The organism is Caballeronia sp. BCC1704 (genome assembly GCF_902833455.1).
Taxonomy (GTDB): Bacteria; Pseudomonadota; Gammaproteobacteria; order Burkholderiales; family Burkholderiaceae; genus Caballeronia.
In genome coordinates this window covers 739,195-756,256 of sequence record NZ_CADFFT010000003.1, presented here as the reverse complement: position 1 = coordinate 756,256, position 17,062 = coordinate 739,195, and the positions used below count along the sequence as shown (strand labels likewise).

At 64.2% G+C, this 17,062-nt stretch carries 20 protein-coding genes; 7 read left to right on the top strand and 13 right to left on the bottom strand.

Features of this window, described 5'->3' with window-relative positions; genetic code table 11:
* Positions 1-17: 17 nt before the first annotated feature.
* Complete coding sequence (locus HWX53_RS19000) at positions 18-260, bottom strand: hypothetical protein (RefSeq protein ID WP_175943667.1); 243 nt, start codon at positions 258-260, stop codon at positions 18-20.
* 36 nt (positions 261-296) lie between these two features.
* Positions 297-1,115 carry an OBAP family protein gene (locus tag HWX53_RS18995; protein ID WP_244140182.1) on the bottom strand — a complete coding sequence of 273 codons (819 nt, stop codon included), beginning with the start codon at positions 1,113-1,115 and terminating at the stop codon, positions 297-299.
* Positions 1,116-1,320: 205 nt separating this feature from the next.
* On the opposite strand from HWX53_RS18995, the gene HWX53_RS18990 reads away from it, so the two are divergent.
* From HWX53_RS18990 to HWX53_RS18970, 5 genes are read left to right on the top strand one after another with little or no spacing between them, the layout of a single operon-like run.
* A complete protein-coding gene (locus HWX53_RS18990; protein ID WP_175943666.1) occupies positions 1,321-1,509 on the top strand; it encodes a hypothetical protein in 189 nt (62 codons plus the stop codon).
* A gap of 37 nt (positions 1,510-1,546) precedes the next feature.
* Positions 1,547-2,413, top strand: a complete 867-nt coding sequence (locus tag HWX53_RS18985) for an MBL fold metallo-hydrolase (protein ID WP_175943664.1) — start codon at positions 1,547-1,549, stop codon at positions 2,411-2,413.
* A 56-nt stretch (positions 2,414-2,469) separates the two neighbouring features.
* Positions 2,470-3,438: an alpha/beta fold hydrolase gene (locus HWX53_RS18980; protein WP_175943662.1), complete on the top strand. Its 969-nt coding sequence runs from the start codon at positions 2,470-2,472 to the stop codon at positions 3,436-3,438.
* The gene (locus HWX53_RS18975; protein WP_175943660.1) at positions 3,435-4,820 is read left to right on the top strand and encodes a hypothetical protein; all 1,386 of its coding nucleotides are present in this window, start codon (positions 3,435-3,437) and stop codon (positions 4,818-4,820) included. Before HWX53_RS18980 ends, HWX53_RS18975 begins: the two co-directional genes overlap by 4 nt.
* 59 nt (positions 4,821-4,879) lie before the next feature.
* Positions 4,880-5,161 carry a DUF3072 domain-containing protein gene (locus HWX53_RS18970; RefSeq protein WP_175943658.1) on the top strand — a complete coding sequence of 94 codons (282 nt, stop codon included), beginning with the start codon at positions 4,880-4,882 and terminating at the stop codon, positions 5,159-5,161.
* 43 nt (positions 5,162-5,204) lie between these two features.
* On the opposite strand, the gene HWX53_RS18965 is transcribed toward HWX53_RS18970, so the two are convergent.
* From HWX53_RS18965 to HWX53_RS18930, 8 genes are all read right to left on the bottom strand, one after another.
* Positions 5,205-5,933 (bottom strand): OmpW family outer membrane protein, encoded by a 729-nt coding sequence (locus HWX53_RS18965; RefSeq protein WP_175943656.1) that lies wholly within the window; start codon positions 5,931-5,933, stop codon positions 5,205-5,207.
* 87 nt (positions 5,934-6,020) lie between these two features.
* Entirely contained in the window at positions 6,021-6,755 is a 735-nt protein-coding gene (locus tag HWX53_RS18960; RefSeq protein ID WP_175943654.1) for an iron-containing redox enzyme family protein, read from the bottom strand.
* A gap of 13 nt (positions 6,756-6,768) precedes the next feature.
* Complete coding sequence (locus HWX53_RS18955; RefSeq protein WP_175943652.1) at positions 6,769-9,192, bottom strand: EAL domain-containing protein; 2,424 nt, start codon at positions 9,190-9,192, stop codon at positions 6,769-6,771.
* A 255-nt stretch (positions 9,193-9,447) separates the two neighbouring features.
* Positions 9,448-9,666, bottom strand: a complete 219-nt coding sequence (locus HWX53_RS18950; protein WP_175943650.1) for a hypothetical protein — start codon at positions 9,664-9,666, stop codon at positions 9,448-9,450.
* A gap of 234 nt (positions 9,667-9,900) precedes the next feature.
* Entirely contained in the window at positions 9,901-10,104 is a 204-nt protein-coding gene (locus HWX53_RS18945) for a cold-shock protein (RefSeq protein ID WP_159834819.1), read from the bottom strand.
* Between the two features lie 237 nt (positions 10,105-10,341).
* The gene (locus HWX53_RS18940; RefSeq protein WP_175943648.1) at positions 10,342-11,223 is read right to left on the bottom strand and encodes a YsnF/AvaK domain-containing protein; all 882 of its coding nucleotides are present in this window, start codon (positions 11,221-11,223) and stop codon (positions 10,342-10,344) included.
* Positions 11,224-11,307: 84 nt separating this feature from the next.
* Positions 11,308-11,748 (bottom strand): YsnF/AvaK domain-containing protein, encoded by a 441-nt coding sequence (locus tag HWX53_RS18935; RefSeq protein WP_244140181.1) that lies wholly within the window; start codon positions 11,746-11,748, stop codon positions 11,308-11,310.
* A 145-nt stretch (positions 11,749-11,893) separates the two neighbouring features.
* Positions 11,894-12,277 (bottom strand): hypothetical protein, encoded by a 384-nt coding sequence (locus tag HWX53_RS18930; RefSeq protein WP_175943644.1) that lies wholly within the window; start codon positions 12,275-12,277, stop codon positions 11,894-11,896.
* A 231-nt stretch (positions 12,278-12,508) separates the two neighbouring features.
* Between HWX53_RS18930 and HWX53_RS18925 the strand changes: the two genes are divergently transcribed.
* Entirely contained in the window at positions 12,509-12,949 is a 441-nt protein-coding gene (locus HWX53_RS18925; RefSeq protein ID WP_175943642.1) for an Hsp20/alpha crystallin family protein, read from the top strand.
* A gap of 43 nt (positions 12,950-12,992) precedes the next feature.
* Positions 12,993-13,400 (top strand): Hsp20/alpha crystallin family protein, encoded by a 408-nt coding sequence (locus HWX53_RS18920; RefSeq protein WP_175943641.1) that lies wholly within the window; start codon positions 12,993-12,995, stop codon positions 13,398-13,400.
* 47 nt (positions 13,401-13,447) lie between these two features.
* On the opposite strand, the gene HWX53_RS18915 is transcribed toward HWX53_RS18920, so the two are convergent.
* The 3 genes from HWX53_RS18915 to HWX53_RS18905 all read right to left on the bottom strand — a co-directional run bounded on the left by HWX53_RS18915 (position 13,448) and on the right by HWX53_RS18905 (position 17,000).
* A complete protein-coding gene (locus tag HWX53_RS18915; protein WP_244140201.1) occupies positions 13,448-15,784 on the bottom strand; it encodes a PAS domain S-box protein in 2,337 nt (778 codons plus the stop codon).
* 359 nt (positions 15,785-16,143) lie between these two features.
* Positions 16,144-16,383, bottom strand: a complete 240-nt coding sequence (locus HWX53_RS18910; protein WP_175943639.1) for a DUF3460 family protein — start codon at positions 16,381-16,383, stop codon at positions 16,144-16,146.
* A gap of 53 nt (positions 16,384-16,436) precedes the next feature.
* A complete protein-coding gene (locus HWX53_RS18905) occupies positions 16,437-17,000 on the bottom strand; it encodes a DUF3005 domain-containing protein (RefSeq protein WP_175943637.1) in 564 nt (187 codons plus the stop codon).
* Positions 17,001-17,062 lie beyond the last annotated feature (62 nt).

Sequence of the window (17,062 nt, the reverse complement as noted above, 5' to 3'; positions counted from 1 at the left end):
GACGCCGCGGCGCCTGACTACTGGCTCGCGCCTGCGGGCGCGTCGCTCGCGGCGGTGGCGGGGAAGCTCGCCGCGGCCGGCGCCGACGCCATCGGCGCGGAACCCATCGACGCGGATGCGGCCGCCGCCGACGTATCGCTTGCCGCGCCGCCGCCGGCTCCGCTGCTCGCGTCGCCGCCGCGCTTGCAGCCCGCCGTGAGCGACAATGCGACGAGCAGCGCGGCGAGCGTTGCAACCCGGGTTGTGCTGTTCCTGACCATGCTTTCGTCCTCCGTGCTTCGTGCTGCGTTATGGAATCACGACGACCCGCTCACGTCCCTGAACGGGACTTCGGCGAGCGTCGTCTGCACCGACGTGCCGCTTTCCCACGCATTCGCGCCCTCCGCGATGTCCGGCACCGGAATGCCGTAGCGTCTGCGCTTGCGGTCTTCGGATGAGACGCCGAGACGCGCGTCGCGTTCGGCGACCATCGCCTCGTTCACCTGACCGTCCTGCGTGAAGCCCATCATCAGTTGCGGCGGGCCGTACGGAAATTCGTCGCGGTCGATTTGCCACGTATGAAACGTCTTGCCGTACGTCGACACGAGGTCCTGAAAATAAGCGCGCTCGGCGAGTTCTGGAATGCCCGGCGCAATCAGGGTGCCGGACTTCACTTCGTAGTGGTGGCTGTGCCACAGGCGTTTTTCTTCCTCCGGCAACTGCCGGAACCGCTCCTCCGAAATGATGTATTCGATGCCGATGAGACGCGCGTCCGGCCGGTTCGAATCGAAGATCACGCATTGATGCAGGTCGTGCCGGAGATGAATGCAGAAGTGATGCGCCTCGACCTGACGGCCCATGTCGTCCGCATACATGTGAAAGCCGTTGAGCCACGTACTCATGGCCTGAAGCGGATACTTCGGCTGCATGACGCCCGATGCGAGATCGAGCAGTCGATGCTTGGCGGAATGACCTTCGCCCACGCGCGCGATGGCATTCGCGCGGCGTCCGATCAAAACGCCTGCCGCCGCCGCGAGACCGGCGACGACGCCCGCCGCGAGCGGCATGAAGGCGTCTGATCCGCTGGATTCGCTTGCTCCGCTCAATTCGTTCGACAGTTCACGCCGGTTGCGCATCGATGCCTCCGTTCGCTCGCATGGCTCCTCGGGTGAACGAAGCAATCACCGTTCCGGCGCAGTGCGTCGCGCCCGCCGCGAGCCAAGGCACCGCGATTGCTTGACGGTGGCCGTGCGGCGCGGGCCGCTTCTCGCGACACGATGACGCGCCGCGACGGCTCGCTGCAACGAGCACTTCCCGACACCGAATCATCAGGAGATCGACATGAGCACGTCATCGCAAAACGGCAGGCCGGAACAATCGCAGAAGGGCAACGATGAAGCGCAAAGCAGCGACGAAACCTTCACGACCGATATCTCCGAAACCGACGACGAAGGCACGACCGTGCGCGAAGCCGAAGTCAAGGCGGACGACTTGTCCGAAGTGAAACCCTCGGGCGGCGGACAGTCTTAAGCGCCGCGCGACCGGTCAACGCAGGGATCGAGCCGCCATGCGCGTTCATCATCTGAATTGCATTTCGAGTTGTCCGCTCGGCGGCAAGCTCTTCGACGGGCGCACGCCGAGCCTCCTGCGTCGCGGCGAACTCACCTGCCATTGCCTGCTGATCGAAACGAACGACGGCCTCGTGCTCGTCGATACAGGCTTCGGCCTGCGCGATGTCGCCAATCCGCAGAGCCGCCTGAGCACGTTCTTTCTGTTCATGCTGAAGCCCGATTTCCGCGAGGAAATGACGGCGGTGCGGCAGATCGAGCGGCTCGGCTTCAGGGCGAGCGATGTCCGTCACATTCTGATGAGTCATCTGGACTTCGATCACGCGGGCGGACTCGACGACTTCCCGCAAGCGACGGTTCATATGCTGCAGATCGAGCGCGACTACGCGCTCGCGCAGAAGACGTGGCTCGACCGGCAGCGGTTTCGTCCGCAGCAGTGGTCGACGCGCGGCAACTGGAAAGTGCATCGCGCGGACGGCGAGAAGTGGCGCGGCTTCGACAGCGTGCGGCCGCTGCCGGGCTTTCGCGACGACATCGCGTTCGTGCCGCTGCCCGGCCACACGTTCGGGCACGCGGGCATTGCCGTGCGCAAGGATGACCGGTGGCTGTTGCTCGCCGCCGATGCGTATTTCTTCCACACCGAGATGGATGCCGAGCGGCCGCGCTGCACGCCCGGCCTCGCGTTTTATCAGTGGATGCTGGAGAAGGACCGCGCGGCCCGCCTGCGCAATCAGGCGCGGCTGCGCGAACTGTGCCGCACGGCCGGTTCCGAGCTGACGGTGTTTTGCAGCCACGATCCGTTCGAATTCGAGCGCCTCGCCGGACGCTCGCCCGGTATTCCGGCGGAGCATCTCGTGTTGGCGTGAGGGCGATGACGTGAAGCGATGACGTGAAGCGGGCACGGGATTCGCTCATCGAGGGCATGACACGACGCGTTCGATCACACGCATCCGCACACGTTGCGCGATCCGCACGCTCCGCCTGGCCTGCGCTCGCGGTAGCGGGCACCTGCGCGCTGGCGGCCTGGGCGGCCGTCGAATGGAAGCGGCTCAAGCGCACGCCCGCGCTTTCGGAAGCCAGCGCGAACGCAGGCATCACCGCGCGCACGACGCAGGCCGGTCCTTACCGCATGTTTTCGCGGCAGGCGCGACACGAAGGCCGTGCTTCGCGCGTGCCGGTCGTGCTGGTACACGGCCTCGTGATTTCGAGCCGCTACATGGAGCCGCTCGCGCTCGCCCTGCGCGATGCCATCGACGGCCTCGATGTTCACGCGCCCGATCTTCCCGGCTTCGGCGAAAGCCCGACGCGCCAGCGCGCGCTCACGGTGCCGGAACTCGCCGATGCGCTGCGCCTGTGGCTCGCGGCGCGCGGCATCGACAAGGCCGTGTTCATCGGCAATTCGTTCGGCTGTCAGATACTCGCGGAGTTCGCGGCGCGCTTTCCCGGCTGCGTCGACAAGCTCGTGCTGCAAGGGCCGACCGTGGATCGCGCGGCGCGTTTTCTGCCCGCGCAGATGCTGCGCGACTGGCGCAACGGGCGGCTGGAACGGGCGCGGTCGGCGGCGGCGCTCGGGCGCATCGACTATGCGAAAGCCGGACTCTTACGCGCCTTCGCGACGATGCGCGAGCTCGTGCGCGACCGCATCGAGGACAAGCTCTCGCGCGTGCACGCGCCGACGCTCGTCGTCGTGGGTTCGCGCGATCCGGTGGTGCCGCTCGCCTGGGCGCGCGAAGTGACAGAACGCTTGCCGCATGGCGAGCTGCTCGTCATCGAAGGCGGCACGCATACGCTCAACTATGTGTATCCGCATAGCATGGCGCTCGCCATTCGCCCGTTTCTGCTCGATGGCGTCGATGGCGTCGATGGCGACAACGGAGCCGCGCGCGCATGACGAGACCTCCACCCGGCATCGCGCGTTTCGATTCCGCCGCCGGCATGGTGCAGGCGCTCGCGGCGTCGCTGCATGGCGAGCGGTTCACGAGTCCCAGCCAGTCGCCGCTCTTCGACAGCCTGATGCCCGCGCTGAACCAGTTGCCGCGTCGGCCGCGCGAATGGGCGTATTCGATCGGCGGCATGACCGAGGGCATCGCGCCGCGCGCGGCCCGCAAGCTGGATGTGGAAGGCATCGGCGAATGGATCGCGGGGCTGTATCCGCAACGGACCTTCGATGCGGCGTTCATCGGCTCGTCGAATGGCGCGCTCATGCATATGGCCGCCGCGATGGGCGTGCCGTGGCTGCCGCAGACGTTCATGTGTCCGGTGCGCGCGCCGTTTTCCGATCCCGACGACGCAGAGCGCGGCTTTCGCGAAGGCCTGCGCATCGTCGAGGACTTGCTCGCCGCCGATCCGCGCATCGCCGTGCATCACATGCAGGACCCGAATCAGGACCGGCTGATGTTGTCCGCGATGAGCTACTTCCGGCTGAAGATGCGCGCGTTGCCGCTGGCGTATCGCGAGTTCCTGCTGCGCAGCCTCGCGCCGAACGCGACCATTTATATCGACACCTGCACGCGCGACTGGCCGGTCACGCGCACGAGCGACCGGTCCGTGTATCAGTTCGGCGCGCTCGGCGGCGCGACCGAGGCCGAGTACTTCGAAGGCAGTCCGCGCGTGACCGAGTATCTGCGTCGCTACCGCTCGCGCTGGCCGCGATGGCAACCGCCCGCGCCGACCGAGCGCGCGCCCGAGGCCGAATGGGGCTTCGATGCCGCGCTGACCGAGAGCATCGTGGCGCTCGCCCGCGAGAAAAACTGGCGCGTCGTGGAAATGCGCTTCGACGAGCCGGAGTCGTTGAGCTTCGTCGCGGCGCGGATGTTTCGGGACTGGTATCGCAGCATGAATGTGGAAGCGGCGCGGCTCGTCGTCGATTCGTTCATTCTGATGGACCCGTACACGACCCTGCGCCTTCGCGCGATTCCGCTATGGCTCGTGTTCTGCACGGACCCGTCCGCTGAAACGCTGCGGCGCTTTCTGGATACGGAATCGTTCGATGACATCGACCTGATGCTGTTCTCGCACGGCACCGAAGGCGTCGGCGTGACGCCGATCGCAGCGTGGCGCGCGTTGATCGAACGAAGCAGGCGAGAAGGGCGGTTTCTGGGCGTCGATACGCGCCGTTATCCACGCGACTTCGCGACGTTCGCGCGCTTCGGCCGGGCGCTTGCCGAACTCAGTCCGCAAATGGAACCGCCGCCGCCGATGACGCTATCGCAATTCGAAGCCGGCCTGCGCGCGCACGGCCCGCGTCACGGCGTGCAGATGCGCCCGCTGTGACGGGGCACGCAGCTTGCATGGACAAGACGCGCTAACAAACATCGCAGGAGGAAGCGGCCATGAAAGGACAACCGACCGAAAACGCAGAGCGTCAGGATGCTCAGGACGATCAGAGCGATCCGCGTATCGACAACCCGAAGGCGTCGCCGACATCGAATGCCGAGAAGGACCCCGACGAATGGGTGACGGGCGATGAGCCGATGACGGGCGCGCAGGCGTCGTATCTGAAGACGCTTTCCGAAGAGGCGAAGGAACCGTTCGACGCGTCGCTGTCGAAAGCGGATGCGTCGCGCCGGATCGACGAGCTTCAGGCGAAAACGGGCAGGGGACAGAAGTCCTGACCGCCCGCCACGCCGCCTCGCGCGAGAGCGCGGCGGCGTGTCGTCAGAACTTGTAGCCGACCGAGAGGAAGCTCACGATCGGATTGAGCTTGATCTTCGATTCGCTGCGCACCGTGCCGACGGCCGATTGCGTTTCCAGACGCGCGCGCGCCGACAGCCACATGTACGACAGCGAGAACGACGCCGACCAGTGCTCCGTGAAGTTGTACGTGAAGCCGGCGTTGGCCACGGGCGCGAACGAACTGCTTAGGCTCACGGTCGTCGGGCCGGTCAGCGCATTGCCGAACTGGCTCGAATAGAGGAAAGCGCCGTTCGCCATCGGCGAGGTGAGCTTCGTATCCGAGAACCACACGTACGCGCCGCCCGCCGCGATATACGGACGGAAGCGGCTTTGTGCGCTGCCGAAGTAGTACTTCAGCAACAGCGTCGGACTCCATTCGCGCGCCGAACCCAGCTTGCCGATGGCGCCGAGCGTGCCCGTGCCGTCCAGATTGAACTTCGGCGGCACGCCGAGCACGGCTTCAGCGGCGATATGGTCGGTGAAGAAGTAGGTCGTCGTGACCGCAAAGGTGTCGGCATTGCTGACCGAGGCGCCCGCGTTCGGCTCTGTCATCGTCTGACCCAGCGCGTTGATCTTGAACGGCTCGCTGGAATCCTGCGGCGAGAAGTGCATCCACCCCGCGTTGACGACGATATTTCCCGCCGCCTGTGCGTGAGCGCCGCCGACACATAAGGCAGCGGCCGCCGCACACGCGATTTGCTTCGTTTTCATTCTTCTTGTCCAGATAGGGTACCGGTCCTGCGCAGCGCGCCTTCGCGCTGCGCAGGCCATCATTTGCCGCAACGGCGATGCTCGCGGTTACAGGCAGCAGTCGAGGCTCATCTTGAAGTACTCGTAGCTCATCGCGATGCTGCGCTTGACCGCGTGCACTTCGTCGACGCCCGGCGCATTGCCGAGCAGCGTCGCGACGATTTCGAGCGCTTCCCACGGATGCGCGTCGTCGTAGTGCGCGTGCAGGCTGAGCCAGCGCATTGCCTTGCGGCGGATCGACACCGGGAAGCTGTTCGCGTACGTGTCCGTGCTGCACACGAGCGTGGACCATTCGCCGGTCACGCCTTCGATCGCGAAGTTGGTCGCCGCGATGGTCGCCGCGAGCGCGTCCGTGCTGCTGCTCTTCCAGCACCAGTGGCTGAGCGCGTAGGCGAGCGAGGGACCGTTGGCCTTCATCAGGTCGCGCTTGCTCACGTCGTGCGCGGCGGCCCAGTCGACCCAGTAATCCGCGTGGTTCTGCTCGACGCGAATATTGCGCGTGAGATAGCGCCGCGCCAGGTCTTCGCCGCGCGAATGCCCGTAGCGGACCTTTTGCAGGTTCATCGCCATGTATTGCGGAAACTGCTCGACGACGGGCCAGCCGTTGACGAGGAACGCTTCCGCCTGACGCGGCTCGAGCTTGGCTTCGCGCATCGCCGCGAAAATGGGATGCGAGACGACGGCCAGCTTTGCTTCTTTGGTCTCGGCCAGCACATCGCCGAGCCAGGCCGGGTAACTTGCGATGTCTTTCAAATCGCCCACCCGCTGAAAAGTCGGATCCAACGTGTTCTCCTGATTAGATGTTGATAGGTTCGACATGCTGTGCCCAAGGCGCCGGACGCCCAACATGGAACCCCTGAACGAAATCGACGCCCATCTCGCGCAACGCGCGCAGAATCGCCTCGCTTTCGACATACTCCGCGATCGTCAGACGGCCCATCGAATGGCCGATGTCGTTGATCGCGGCGACCATGTCGCGATTAACGGCATCTTTGAGCATGTCCTTGATGAAACCGCCGTCGATCTTGATGTAGTCGACCGGCAAGTGCTTCAGATAGCCGAACGACGACATGCCCGCGCCGAAGTCGTCGAGCGCGAACTTGCAGCCGCGCTTCTTTAACTCGCGGATGAAACGCGCGGCGGCGGCGAGATTAGCGACGGCGGTGGTTTCGGTCACTTCGAAGCAGATCGCGGAGGGCGCGACGCCGCTGATGGCGAACTGCTCGTTGAGGAACTGGAGGAAGCGTTCGTCGCCGATCGACGCGCCCGACAGGTTGATCGCGTACTGCATGCGATCGGACGGCGGCGTGTTCGCGAGCGTCGAGAAGACCGCGCGCACGACCCAGCGGTCGATGGCCGACATGAGGCCGTAGCGTTCGGCGGCCGGCATGAAAAGACCCGGCGGCACGATATCGCCGCGTTCGCCGACCATGCGCAACAGGATTTCGACGTGCTGCTCCGGTTCTTCGTGTCGGCCCGCTCGCGGGTCGGTGGCCTGAATGTCCTGCGCATAGAGGCAGAAGCGGTCGTTCGCGAGCGCGTCCTTGATGCGGCCGCACCACGACATTTCGCTCGCATGGCGCGTGAGTTCCTTGTCGCCGGGCACGGCCAGATGCACGCGGTCGCGGCCGCGCTCCTTCGCGAGATAGCAGGCGATATCGCCGTAGCGCATCGCGGTTTCCACGTCGAGCCCGGTCTGCCGCAGATCGACCACGCCGATGCTCACGCTCGTCGACAGGCGATGCGTCTCCCATGACCACTCGAACGCCGCGACGTCCTTGCGCAAGCGCTCTGCGATCTGCATCGCGCGATGCTTGTCGCAATTGCAGAGCAGCGCGCCGAACTCGTCGCCGCCCAGGCGGCCGAGCACGTCTTCTTCGCGCAGGCATTGTTCGATGAAGAGCGCGACTTCGCGCAGCATCGCGTCGCCGGCCGCGTGGCCGTAGGTGTCGTTCACGACCTTGAACTGGTCGAGGTCGAGCATCATCAACATCTGCGCGCGATGCGAGTCGTCTACATCGGACTCGGGATCGAGCGCAGTGCTCAGTCGCCGTTCGAACTCGGTGCGGTTCAAGAGTCCGGTGAGGCCGTCGTGCGTAGCCTGCCACGCGAGGTTCGAGACGTACTCGCGCTCGCGCGTCATGTTCCTGAGCAGCAGCACGACGCCCGTCAACGTATCCGACGTGTCCCGCACGAGCGACGTGATCGCCTGTACGACGATATCCTTGCCCAGCGCGTTCGTGAGAATGAGGTCGCCGCCGGCTTCCTCCGGTTCCGCGCCCTTAAGCGCTTCGTCGATCACATCGACCGGGCGGCGATCCCATTCCCGCGCCACCGTGACGAGCGCGCCCAGCGGCCGGTTCACGCACGCGGCGGCTTCGCGGCAGAAGAGCTTCTCGGCGGCCGGGTTGATGAACTCGACGAGGCCCGACGGCCCCACAGAGATCACCGCCTCGCCGATGGAGCCGAGCGTCGCCTTCGCGCGCGCCTCGCTTCGTCGCAGCGCGTTCTCGGTTTCGAGCCGCGCCGTGATGAAGCGTCGCGCATACCAGGCCGACAGACAGACGAGCAGCACGGCGACCACGACGTTCACGGTGAACAGCAGCATCGCCGTCTGGCGGAACGCCGAGCCGAGCACGTCGGCGAACGCGCGCGAGATCGGCGCGATCGAACCGTTGATGTTCCACACTTCGTTGGTGAGGAGGTCTACTTCGGCGCGTGCCGAAGGGCCGCGCTTGACGGCGGCGCGCAGTTTCCTGCCGGCATCGGCGAGCTGGTCGACGAGCAGATCGCCCGCCGTCCAGTACGCGACGGCTTCCTGGAAGTAGCTCGCGCGCCGGAACGTGCGGAACACCCAGATCACCGCGCCGACGTCGGCGGGATAGACGCCGCTCGCGAGCAGCGCGGCGCGCGCCTCGGGCACGTTCGGGTCCGGCCGGTCGAGCGCGAGCCGCGCGCGCTTCAGGCTGAGCGGATACGCGATCGCGTCTTCGTATTGACGGAACGCCTGTTCGTCGCCGGTCTGCGCATAGCGCGCGAGATAGAAAACGGCGTCCTTCTGTCCTTTGGACCAGGTGCTTTCACCGCCGATATACGCGCGCACCGACGACATGATGGCGAGACTCGTCGCCGCCATCGCCAAAAGGGAGATGACGACCGCGAGAAACGGCCAGATCGTGTTGAACAGTTGCCGGTTTGTCGTCTTAGGGGCAACGCGCATGTTTACCTTCTTGTTGTTCGCTTGAAACGACTTGAGCGATGCGACTGCTGGCCCGAGTACACGACCACGCCGACCGGACTATCCGGTTAAGCCACCCTCTTCCGGAATATCGGCAGAAGCCGTCCGGCCTTGAGGGCGTGGAGTCGCTTGCAAACGTTTGGCGCGTTGAATGTTAATTATCGAATAGCGGCGGGCGATAAAAGTCTGTGAGGTAAAAAGCGGCGCTTGCCGCGAGGGACATCGGAAAGAAAAGGATCAGCCGCGCGTGTCGATCCACTCGCGCGCCCATTGGCGCGAGTACTCGATAGCGTCGGATTCGTTGGCGAAGTAATCCAGCGAGTAGAAGCGATATTGCGCGTCGCTCTCGCTGGCGGAATCGCGTTCGAGCAGGAGATCGGCGGAAAAGGTTTTGTCGCGAAGCGGATGCGCGAACGCGTGCACCGCATAACCGCGGTAGTGTTGAGTCGTGTTCATTTTAGTTTTAAAGTCGGGGCTTTCCGTCGATGCGGAAGAAGCCGGAGGACAATGCGCCCTCGATAGACGCCAGGAAAAATCGTCTGGGCCGAAAGATCTGGCCGGAGATGGCCGAGAGATAAGCGGGGGACGGAGAGAGGCGAAGCGAGGAAAGCGGAAAAAACGCGGATAAAACGCGGGGGCCTCGTGGCCCCCGCGCATGCTGCGTGTTACTGCGAACTACTGAATCAAGACTTACAGCGGCTTGATGTTCGAAGCTTGCATGCCCTTCGGGCCGCGCTTCGTTTCGAAGCTCACCTTTTGGCCTTCGGCCAGGGTCTTGAAGCCGTCGGCGCGAATCTCCGAGAAGTGCGCGAAGAGGTCGTCGCCGCCATTGTCGGGGGTGATGAAGCCGAAGCCCTTGGTGTCGTTAAACCACTTGACGGTACCGGTGTCCATGAAAATCCTGAAATAAAAATTGAAGATGCTCGAATCGAGCGGGGTGAAGCGGCAAGGAGGGAGTGGACAACGAATACCGGAGGAAAATCGGACTATTGATGAGCAGCAATCGACTTCTTGTACTTCAAGCGTCATTATGCCAATCCCAATCGAATCAGTCAACTATTTCTTCGATCGAATTCGATAAGGACGCCCGGCCGCATGCATGACGCGGCCGGGCCGAACATCATGCTGCAGTTACAGCGGCGTCTTCTTCGTGCCGGTCACGCCCGTGGTCCCTTCGAGGCCCGTGGTCGTGCCTTCCACGCCTGCGGTGCGTTCCACTTCCACTTCGGTGCCGCGAACCGTATCGGTGATCGTCTCCGTGCGGTTCGAGCTTTCCTTGCCGACGACCACTTCCTCGACGACGCGCGCCGTCTTCGCGACGACCGGCTGTTCAGCCGTTTCCTTGATCTCGACGAAGCCTTCCTTCAGATCCGCCGCCGTCGCGGGACGGTCCACTGCGCGGCGCTCGATGCTCGCGTGCTCTTCATGCAGATTCACGGACTCGCTGACCGGCGTTTCCGTCAGGCGCGAGTACACGCGCACGCCGCCCGTTTGCACTTCACGCTTGCCGACTTCGAGCGACTCCTGCACGACCGGGAAAGCCTGGCGTTCCGCTGCGATTTCATCCGCGGTGTAGGCGGGCGCGTTGCGGTCATAGCCCGTGTAGCCCGTATTGCGCCATTGAGCCACGCGCGAGTCGATGTCGATTGCGCCGGCCGCATACAGCGCGTCGCGCACGCGTTCGGTCTCCATTCCGTCCGGCACGTCCACCGACAGCAACGCGCTGCCGCGGCGCACCGCTTCCTGATAATGACCGATCTCTTCCGGGCGGTCGTTGTCGCCGAAGAGGTTCTTGAAGAAGTGTTCGATGCGGCCCATCGCGCCTTCGTGCGCTTCGCCGACGGGACGGTCCGTCGCGACATCGCTCGTGGCGGCGCCGGTCGTCATCGACGAACCGGCATCATTCGAATGCACGCTCATGTCCGCGCGCGCGATGCCTTCTGCTTCGAGGCGGGTCTGAGCGAGCTCTGCGTCCTGAAGCGTATTGAATACACCAATGATAGTCTGAGTCATAGCAGCATCTCCGAGAAAAAGGCGTACGCAAGCCGGGGATAAAGCGCGTGCGATCGAGATCGCAACGGGCGTTCCCGAGCGTGGTCAATCTGCCTGCGGATCGCGCTTCCATTCGCCGTCGGGCCCCTCGCGGCGCTCGACGACGAGTTCCTCAGAATTCACAAGACCCTGGTGCACGACGTCCTGTTGCGTCTCGGTCGTCTGCACGTACACCTCTTCTTTCAACGTCAGTTGCATTCTGACCACCGGCACATATTCGTATACCGGTATGACGAGCGTATCGCCTTCGCGACGCGGTTCGCTGCGCTCCTCGACAGGCCGATTCACTGCCACGCGCCTCACTTCCACTTGTTGCGTGGAGAGCCGCATCGAAACGGGTTGCATTTCCTCATGCACGACCTTGCGCACGCGCACCGAGCCGGTCTCGGTCGTACGCACGCCGACCGCGAGTTCTTCCTGTACCGCGGACAGGCGCACTTCTTCCGACGGCGGCGTGACATTGGCCGGGGTATCGTCTGAGTTCATCGGCTTCTCCATCGCAGATTCGCGGAACGCTGATTCGTCCGCTCGAAGACAGCCGCCTCGCGCGGGCTGCGCAATGGCCATCCGAGCAACGGATCGCGCAAGCACTGTGCCGCTCGCGGGCGAGCGCAAGCCGATGCGCAGTCAGTCAATGTATCGGCGCGACCGTCCCGAGCTTCTCTGCAAGCATCCTTTCGTAGACGCCGAAGTGCAGGTCCACTTCCTCCTGCGTGACCGTCTGCACGAAGAGATTGATCTGTTCCGGCATGAGTCCGAACACGGCGGCGATAGCAGCTTCCAGTTGCGGCGCGCAGACGCGGTCTTCGGCGATCGTCGTTCCGACGGTGATGTCGTACACCTTCTCGTGCCGAAAGACGATCTCGACGATCCGCGCCCGGGCGCTCATGTTGTGATCCACCGCGAGGCGCGCCACCTCGGCGAGCTGATTCATGATCTCGGTGGGAAAGCCCCGGGTTGAACGCAGCTTGATGCGATGCCGTCCGAGCGTTCTCCAGTCGGTATCGAATTCCACGACATTCTCCTTGTGACCTGGTGCGCGGATGGTATGGGCGACGCCCCTAATTTCAAGCGCGCGAAGCGCACGCGCGGACCCTTGAAATTCTCGCGGCGTTTCATATATTGGCCTCGTAAAGGCAGCCGCTCGCCATGAGCGCTGCGTGTTTCAACCTTAATTGTCCGCGGCTTGGGGCAGCTAAAGCTGAAGCGCACTGAGCTTCCCTCTTGCCGCCGGAGGAGAGCGAAAATGAACGAAGCATTCACTGGGGCCGACCTCTTCAGCGAACTGGAGAGACTGCAGCGGCAACTGTCCAGCGTGTTCGACGGCTTCCCGCGAAGTTTGCGATCGAGCCGTCCCGGCGTGTTCCCGCCCGTCAACATCGGTTCGACCGATGACACCATCGAGATCGTCGCGTTCGCGCCGGGCCTCGACACCACGAAGCTCGACGTGTCCATCGACAAGGGCTTGCTCAACATCGCCGGCGAACGCACGACGCGCGAACGCGACCTGCCCGAAGGCGCGCGCGAATACGCACAGGAGCGCTTCAACGGCACCTTCCGTCGCGTGATCGAACTGCCGCAGCAGGCCGATCCGGACAAGGTGCAGGCGCGTTATGTCGATGGCTGTTTGCTGATCTCGGTAGGCAAGCGCGAGGCATCGAAGCCGCGCGCGATCACGGTTCAATGACCTGCGGAATGACCCATGCAATGAGCAAGAAAGAGGTGACATCATGAGCGACAACACTCAAATCGCGGAACGCGAAAAAGGCGCCGTGGCTCGTCAGGAGTCCAGCCAGGAACGGCGCCGCACGACGCTCGCGCCGAATGTCGATATCGTCGAGGACGTGCATGCCGTCACGTTGTGGGCGGACCTGCCGGGCGTATCGAAGGACCGGCTCGACGTGAAGGTGCACGACGGCAGTCTCATTATCGAAGGCGAGTCGGTCGTGCCGGTGCCGTCGAATCTGCGCCTCGCGCATGCGGAAGTGCGCGCGCCGTACTTCTCGCGCACGTTCACCGTGAGCGAAGACTTCGATACGTCGAAGGTCGAAGCGACGCTCAAGGACGGCGTGCTGAAGCTCACGCTGCCGCGCCGCGAGGAAGCCAAGCCGCGACGCATCGAAGTCACGGCCGCGTGAGGTCGTGACGCGGTGAAGGGGCCGGCGCGACGCTGGCCCCGCTCACCTTATTGCTGGCCGCTCGCGCGGCCTTCGTCGCGCAACGCTTCTTCGAGTTGTTCGAGCGTGTACGGCTTGCGCAGCGCCTGCCACTCGAAGCCCTGCACTTCGTCATCCAGCACGCTGTCACCGGACGCGAAGATCACGCGCATGCCGGGGCAACGTTCGACGGCGCGCCGCGCGAGTTCGGTGCCCGCCATGTCGGGCAGATTGACGTCGGTCAGCAGCACGTCGAAAGTGTCGTGCGCCAGCGCGTCGAGCGCTCCGCTTGCATTGGCCGTGCTCACCGCGCGATGGCCGAGCATCACGAGCAGCTCGCTCACCGCTTCGCGCGCGAAGCGATCGTCTTCCACCACCAGCACGCGTTTTGCAGCAGCGGGCGCGGGCGAAGGCTCCGGTTTGGCTTCGCTTGTTTGAGGTGCTTGATTCGGGGTGCCGAGCATCTGCCGGATCTTCGAGGCCAGATCTTCGCGGCTGTAGGGCTTGCTCAACAGTTCCACGCCCGGATCGAGGCGTCCGCCGTGAACGATCGCATTGTGCGTGTAGCCCGACGTGAAGAGCACGCGCAGATTCGGCTGCATCTTCACCGCGCGGCGCGCCATCTCGGGACTCTTGAGCGAGCCGGGCATCACGACATCGGTAAAGACCAGATCGATGTGCACGCCGCTGCTCAACACGACGAGCGCCTGATCGGCATTGTCGGCCTTGAGCACGTTGTAGCCGAGGTCCGTCAGCATTTCGATGACGGTGGACTGCACCTTCTGGTCGTCCTCCACCACGAGTATGGTTTCCGAGCCGCCCGTCACCGGCGCGTTTCGCCACGGCGTGGGTTCGAGCGCCTCCACCAGCGATCGCGGCAAGTAGACGCGCACCGTGGTGCCGTGCCCGACTTCGCTGTAGATGCGGATATGCCCGCCGCTCTGCTTGATGAAGCCATACGCCATGCTGAGGCCGAGCCCGGTGCCTTCGCCTTCCGGCTTCGTGCTGAAGAAAGGATCGAATGCGCGCTCCAGCACTTCGGGCGGCATGCCGACGCCCGTATCGGTCACGCCGAGCATCACGTACTGTCCCGCCGGCACGTCGGAAAGCGTGCGCACGTAGCGGTCGTCGAGCATCGCGTTCGCGAGTTCGAGCGTGAGCTTGCCGCCGTCGGGCATGGCGTCGCGCGCGTTAATGGCGAGGTTCAGCAGCACGTTCTCCAGTTGATGCAAGTCGACGTACGCGTTCCACAGCCCGCCCGATACCACCGTTTCCACCTGAATGGTCTCGCCGAGCGCGCGGCGCAGCAGGTCGTCCATGCCGCGCACCATCGAGGCGAGATTCACGGACACGGGCCGCAGCGCTTGCCTGCGGCCGAACGCGAGCAATTGCGATGCGAGCTTCGCGCCGCGTTCGACGGCATCGATCGCATTGCTCAGGCGGTCCATGCTCCAGTTGTCGCCCATGCAACGGCTGCGCAGCAGTTCGAGATTGCCGCGCAGCACTTGCAGCACGTTGTTGAAGTCGTGCGCGACGCCGCCCGTCAGCTTGCCGATGGCTTCCATCTTCTGCGCCTGCAACAGCGCGGCGCGCGTCTCTTCGAGAAGCTGATCCGCTTCGCGCTTCTCGGTGACGTCGCGCGTGATCTTCGCAAAGCCGATCAGCGTGCCGGTTTCGTCGCGAATGGCGTCCACGATCACGTGCGCCCAGAAGCGCGTGCCGTCGCGGCGCAGGCGCCAGCCTTCGGATTCAAACCGTCCCTCGCGGGCGGCAATGCGCAGCGCGCGTTGCGGCAAGCCGGCCGCCGCATCTTCCGGCGAATAGAAGCGCGAAAAGTGCGAGCCGATGATCTCCTCGGCGGTATAGCCCTTGATGCGCCGTGCGCCGCTGTTCCAGTTGGTCACGAGCCCTTCGGGCGAGAGCATGAAGATGGAGTAGTCCGTCACGCCCTCGACGAGCAGACGAAAGCGCCGCTCGCTTTCGATCACCGCGTCGTGCGCCTTTCGCTTGTCGCTTTCGTCGCGGACAATCTTCACGAAGCCGATGAGCGACCCGTCCGCCTCGACGAGCGCCGTGGTGAGCACGCTCGCCCAGAACACGGAGCCGTCCTTGCGCCTGCGCCATCCTTCGGTTTCAAAACTGCGGTGCGCGCGTGCTTCGCGCAGTTCGCTTTCGAGCGTCGCGCTCTCGCGGCCGTCTTCGGGGAAAAAGACCGAGTAGTGCTGTCCGACGATTTCTTCGTCCGCATAGCCGTAAATGGCCGTGCCGCCCGGGTTCCAGGTCGAGACATAACCTTCGGGCGTCAGGCAGAACGCCGCCAGATTCGCCGTGGAGTCGATCCAAACGCGTGCCCAGTCGGGGCGCATGCCGGCTGGCGTGTTCTCGCTATTGCGCATGACATTCGTCATCGGTTCTTTTGGCTCGCTGACCCGGCTGGCCTATAAGCGGCAATGAGCATGATTTTGGTGGGGCGTCTCCGAACGGACCATTCTAGCGGCTTGCTCGCCCGGCGTCGAACAAGGCCCGACCGGCTGCGGAAAAGCGCGAAATGCAGGCGGAAATTGCGAGACAAAGACGCGCAACAGAGGTTGCGCGCAGGCAGGCGTGCGCGAGTAATAAACGCGCGCTCGACGCGCATCCGGACGTCGGAAAAGCGCGTCGAGCGACTGCGCGTTGCCCTAGACGAATCAGGGCCCGCGCATGGTGGCTTCAGGCTCGCCGGACGCTAGTCCAGGTCGCTGTAGTAGACATACGAGGGCTGCCGCAGCTTACCTTCCTTGCCGACCGAATCGGGCGAGTCCGGCAGACGCGGCAGCTTGTCCCACAGGAGCGCGCGCCCGAGCATCTGGTTCCGGTCGATCTCCGGATGGTCCTCTTTCAGCCGGTTGAGGAACTGCTCGAACTCGGATACATACAGGCCGGTCGATACGCCGCCTTGCTCACGATGACGTTTGAACAAGCCCACTTTCTTTCTCCTTCACCAAAGTCGATGGTTTCAACAGCCGCGCTCGTTGCGGCTCATGCATCCGCAATGCGCTCGAAGCTGAACACATGCGATGTCTTCGACCCGTTCATCTCCTGCTCGTAAAGCGTCTCGCTGAACACCACGCGATAGCCGCGCTTGGGCAGAATCGGCGGCACGTTTCCTGTCGGACGGCTGTCGATGCCGCCGAGTCCGCGCGCCGGCGCGCGCACGTTATTGGACAGCGTCGCGTTCGACGAGATCACGTTGTCGTGCCAGCCGGACATATCGCGGCTCGCTTCGATCGACTTCGCATCGGCGTCCACGGTGTCGTCGGTGGACTCCATGCCTTCGTCGTCGACCGCGCGGATGCGGCTCGCCGCTTCCTGCACCGGATCGGACGAGCCGTTGCTGGCCGCGCGATCGTCTATCGACGGCAGCGCGCCGTTCTCGTCGGCCGGGCCCGGTTCGGCCGAGCCCGCGTGTTTCGTGCTGCCGAACTCCTTCGCCTGCGTCGCGGCGTCGGGCGAAGCGGTGCCGGTCGCGGGCGTCTTGGCGGGGCTCTTGGCCGCCATTTCCTTTTGCTGTTGCTGTGACGGATTGCCTTCTGCGTTCTGCATTGCGTCCTCGTCTAATTCAATTGCTCAATGTGATGCTGCGATGCATTCCGCGTGCCCGGGCG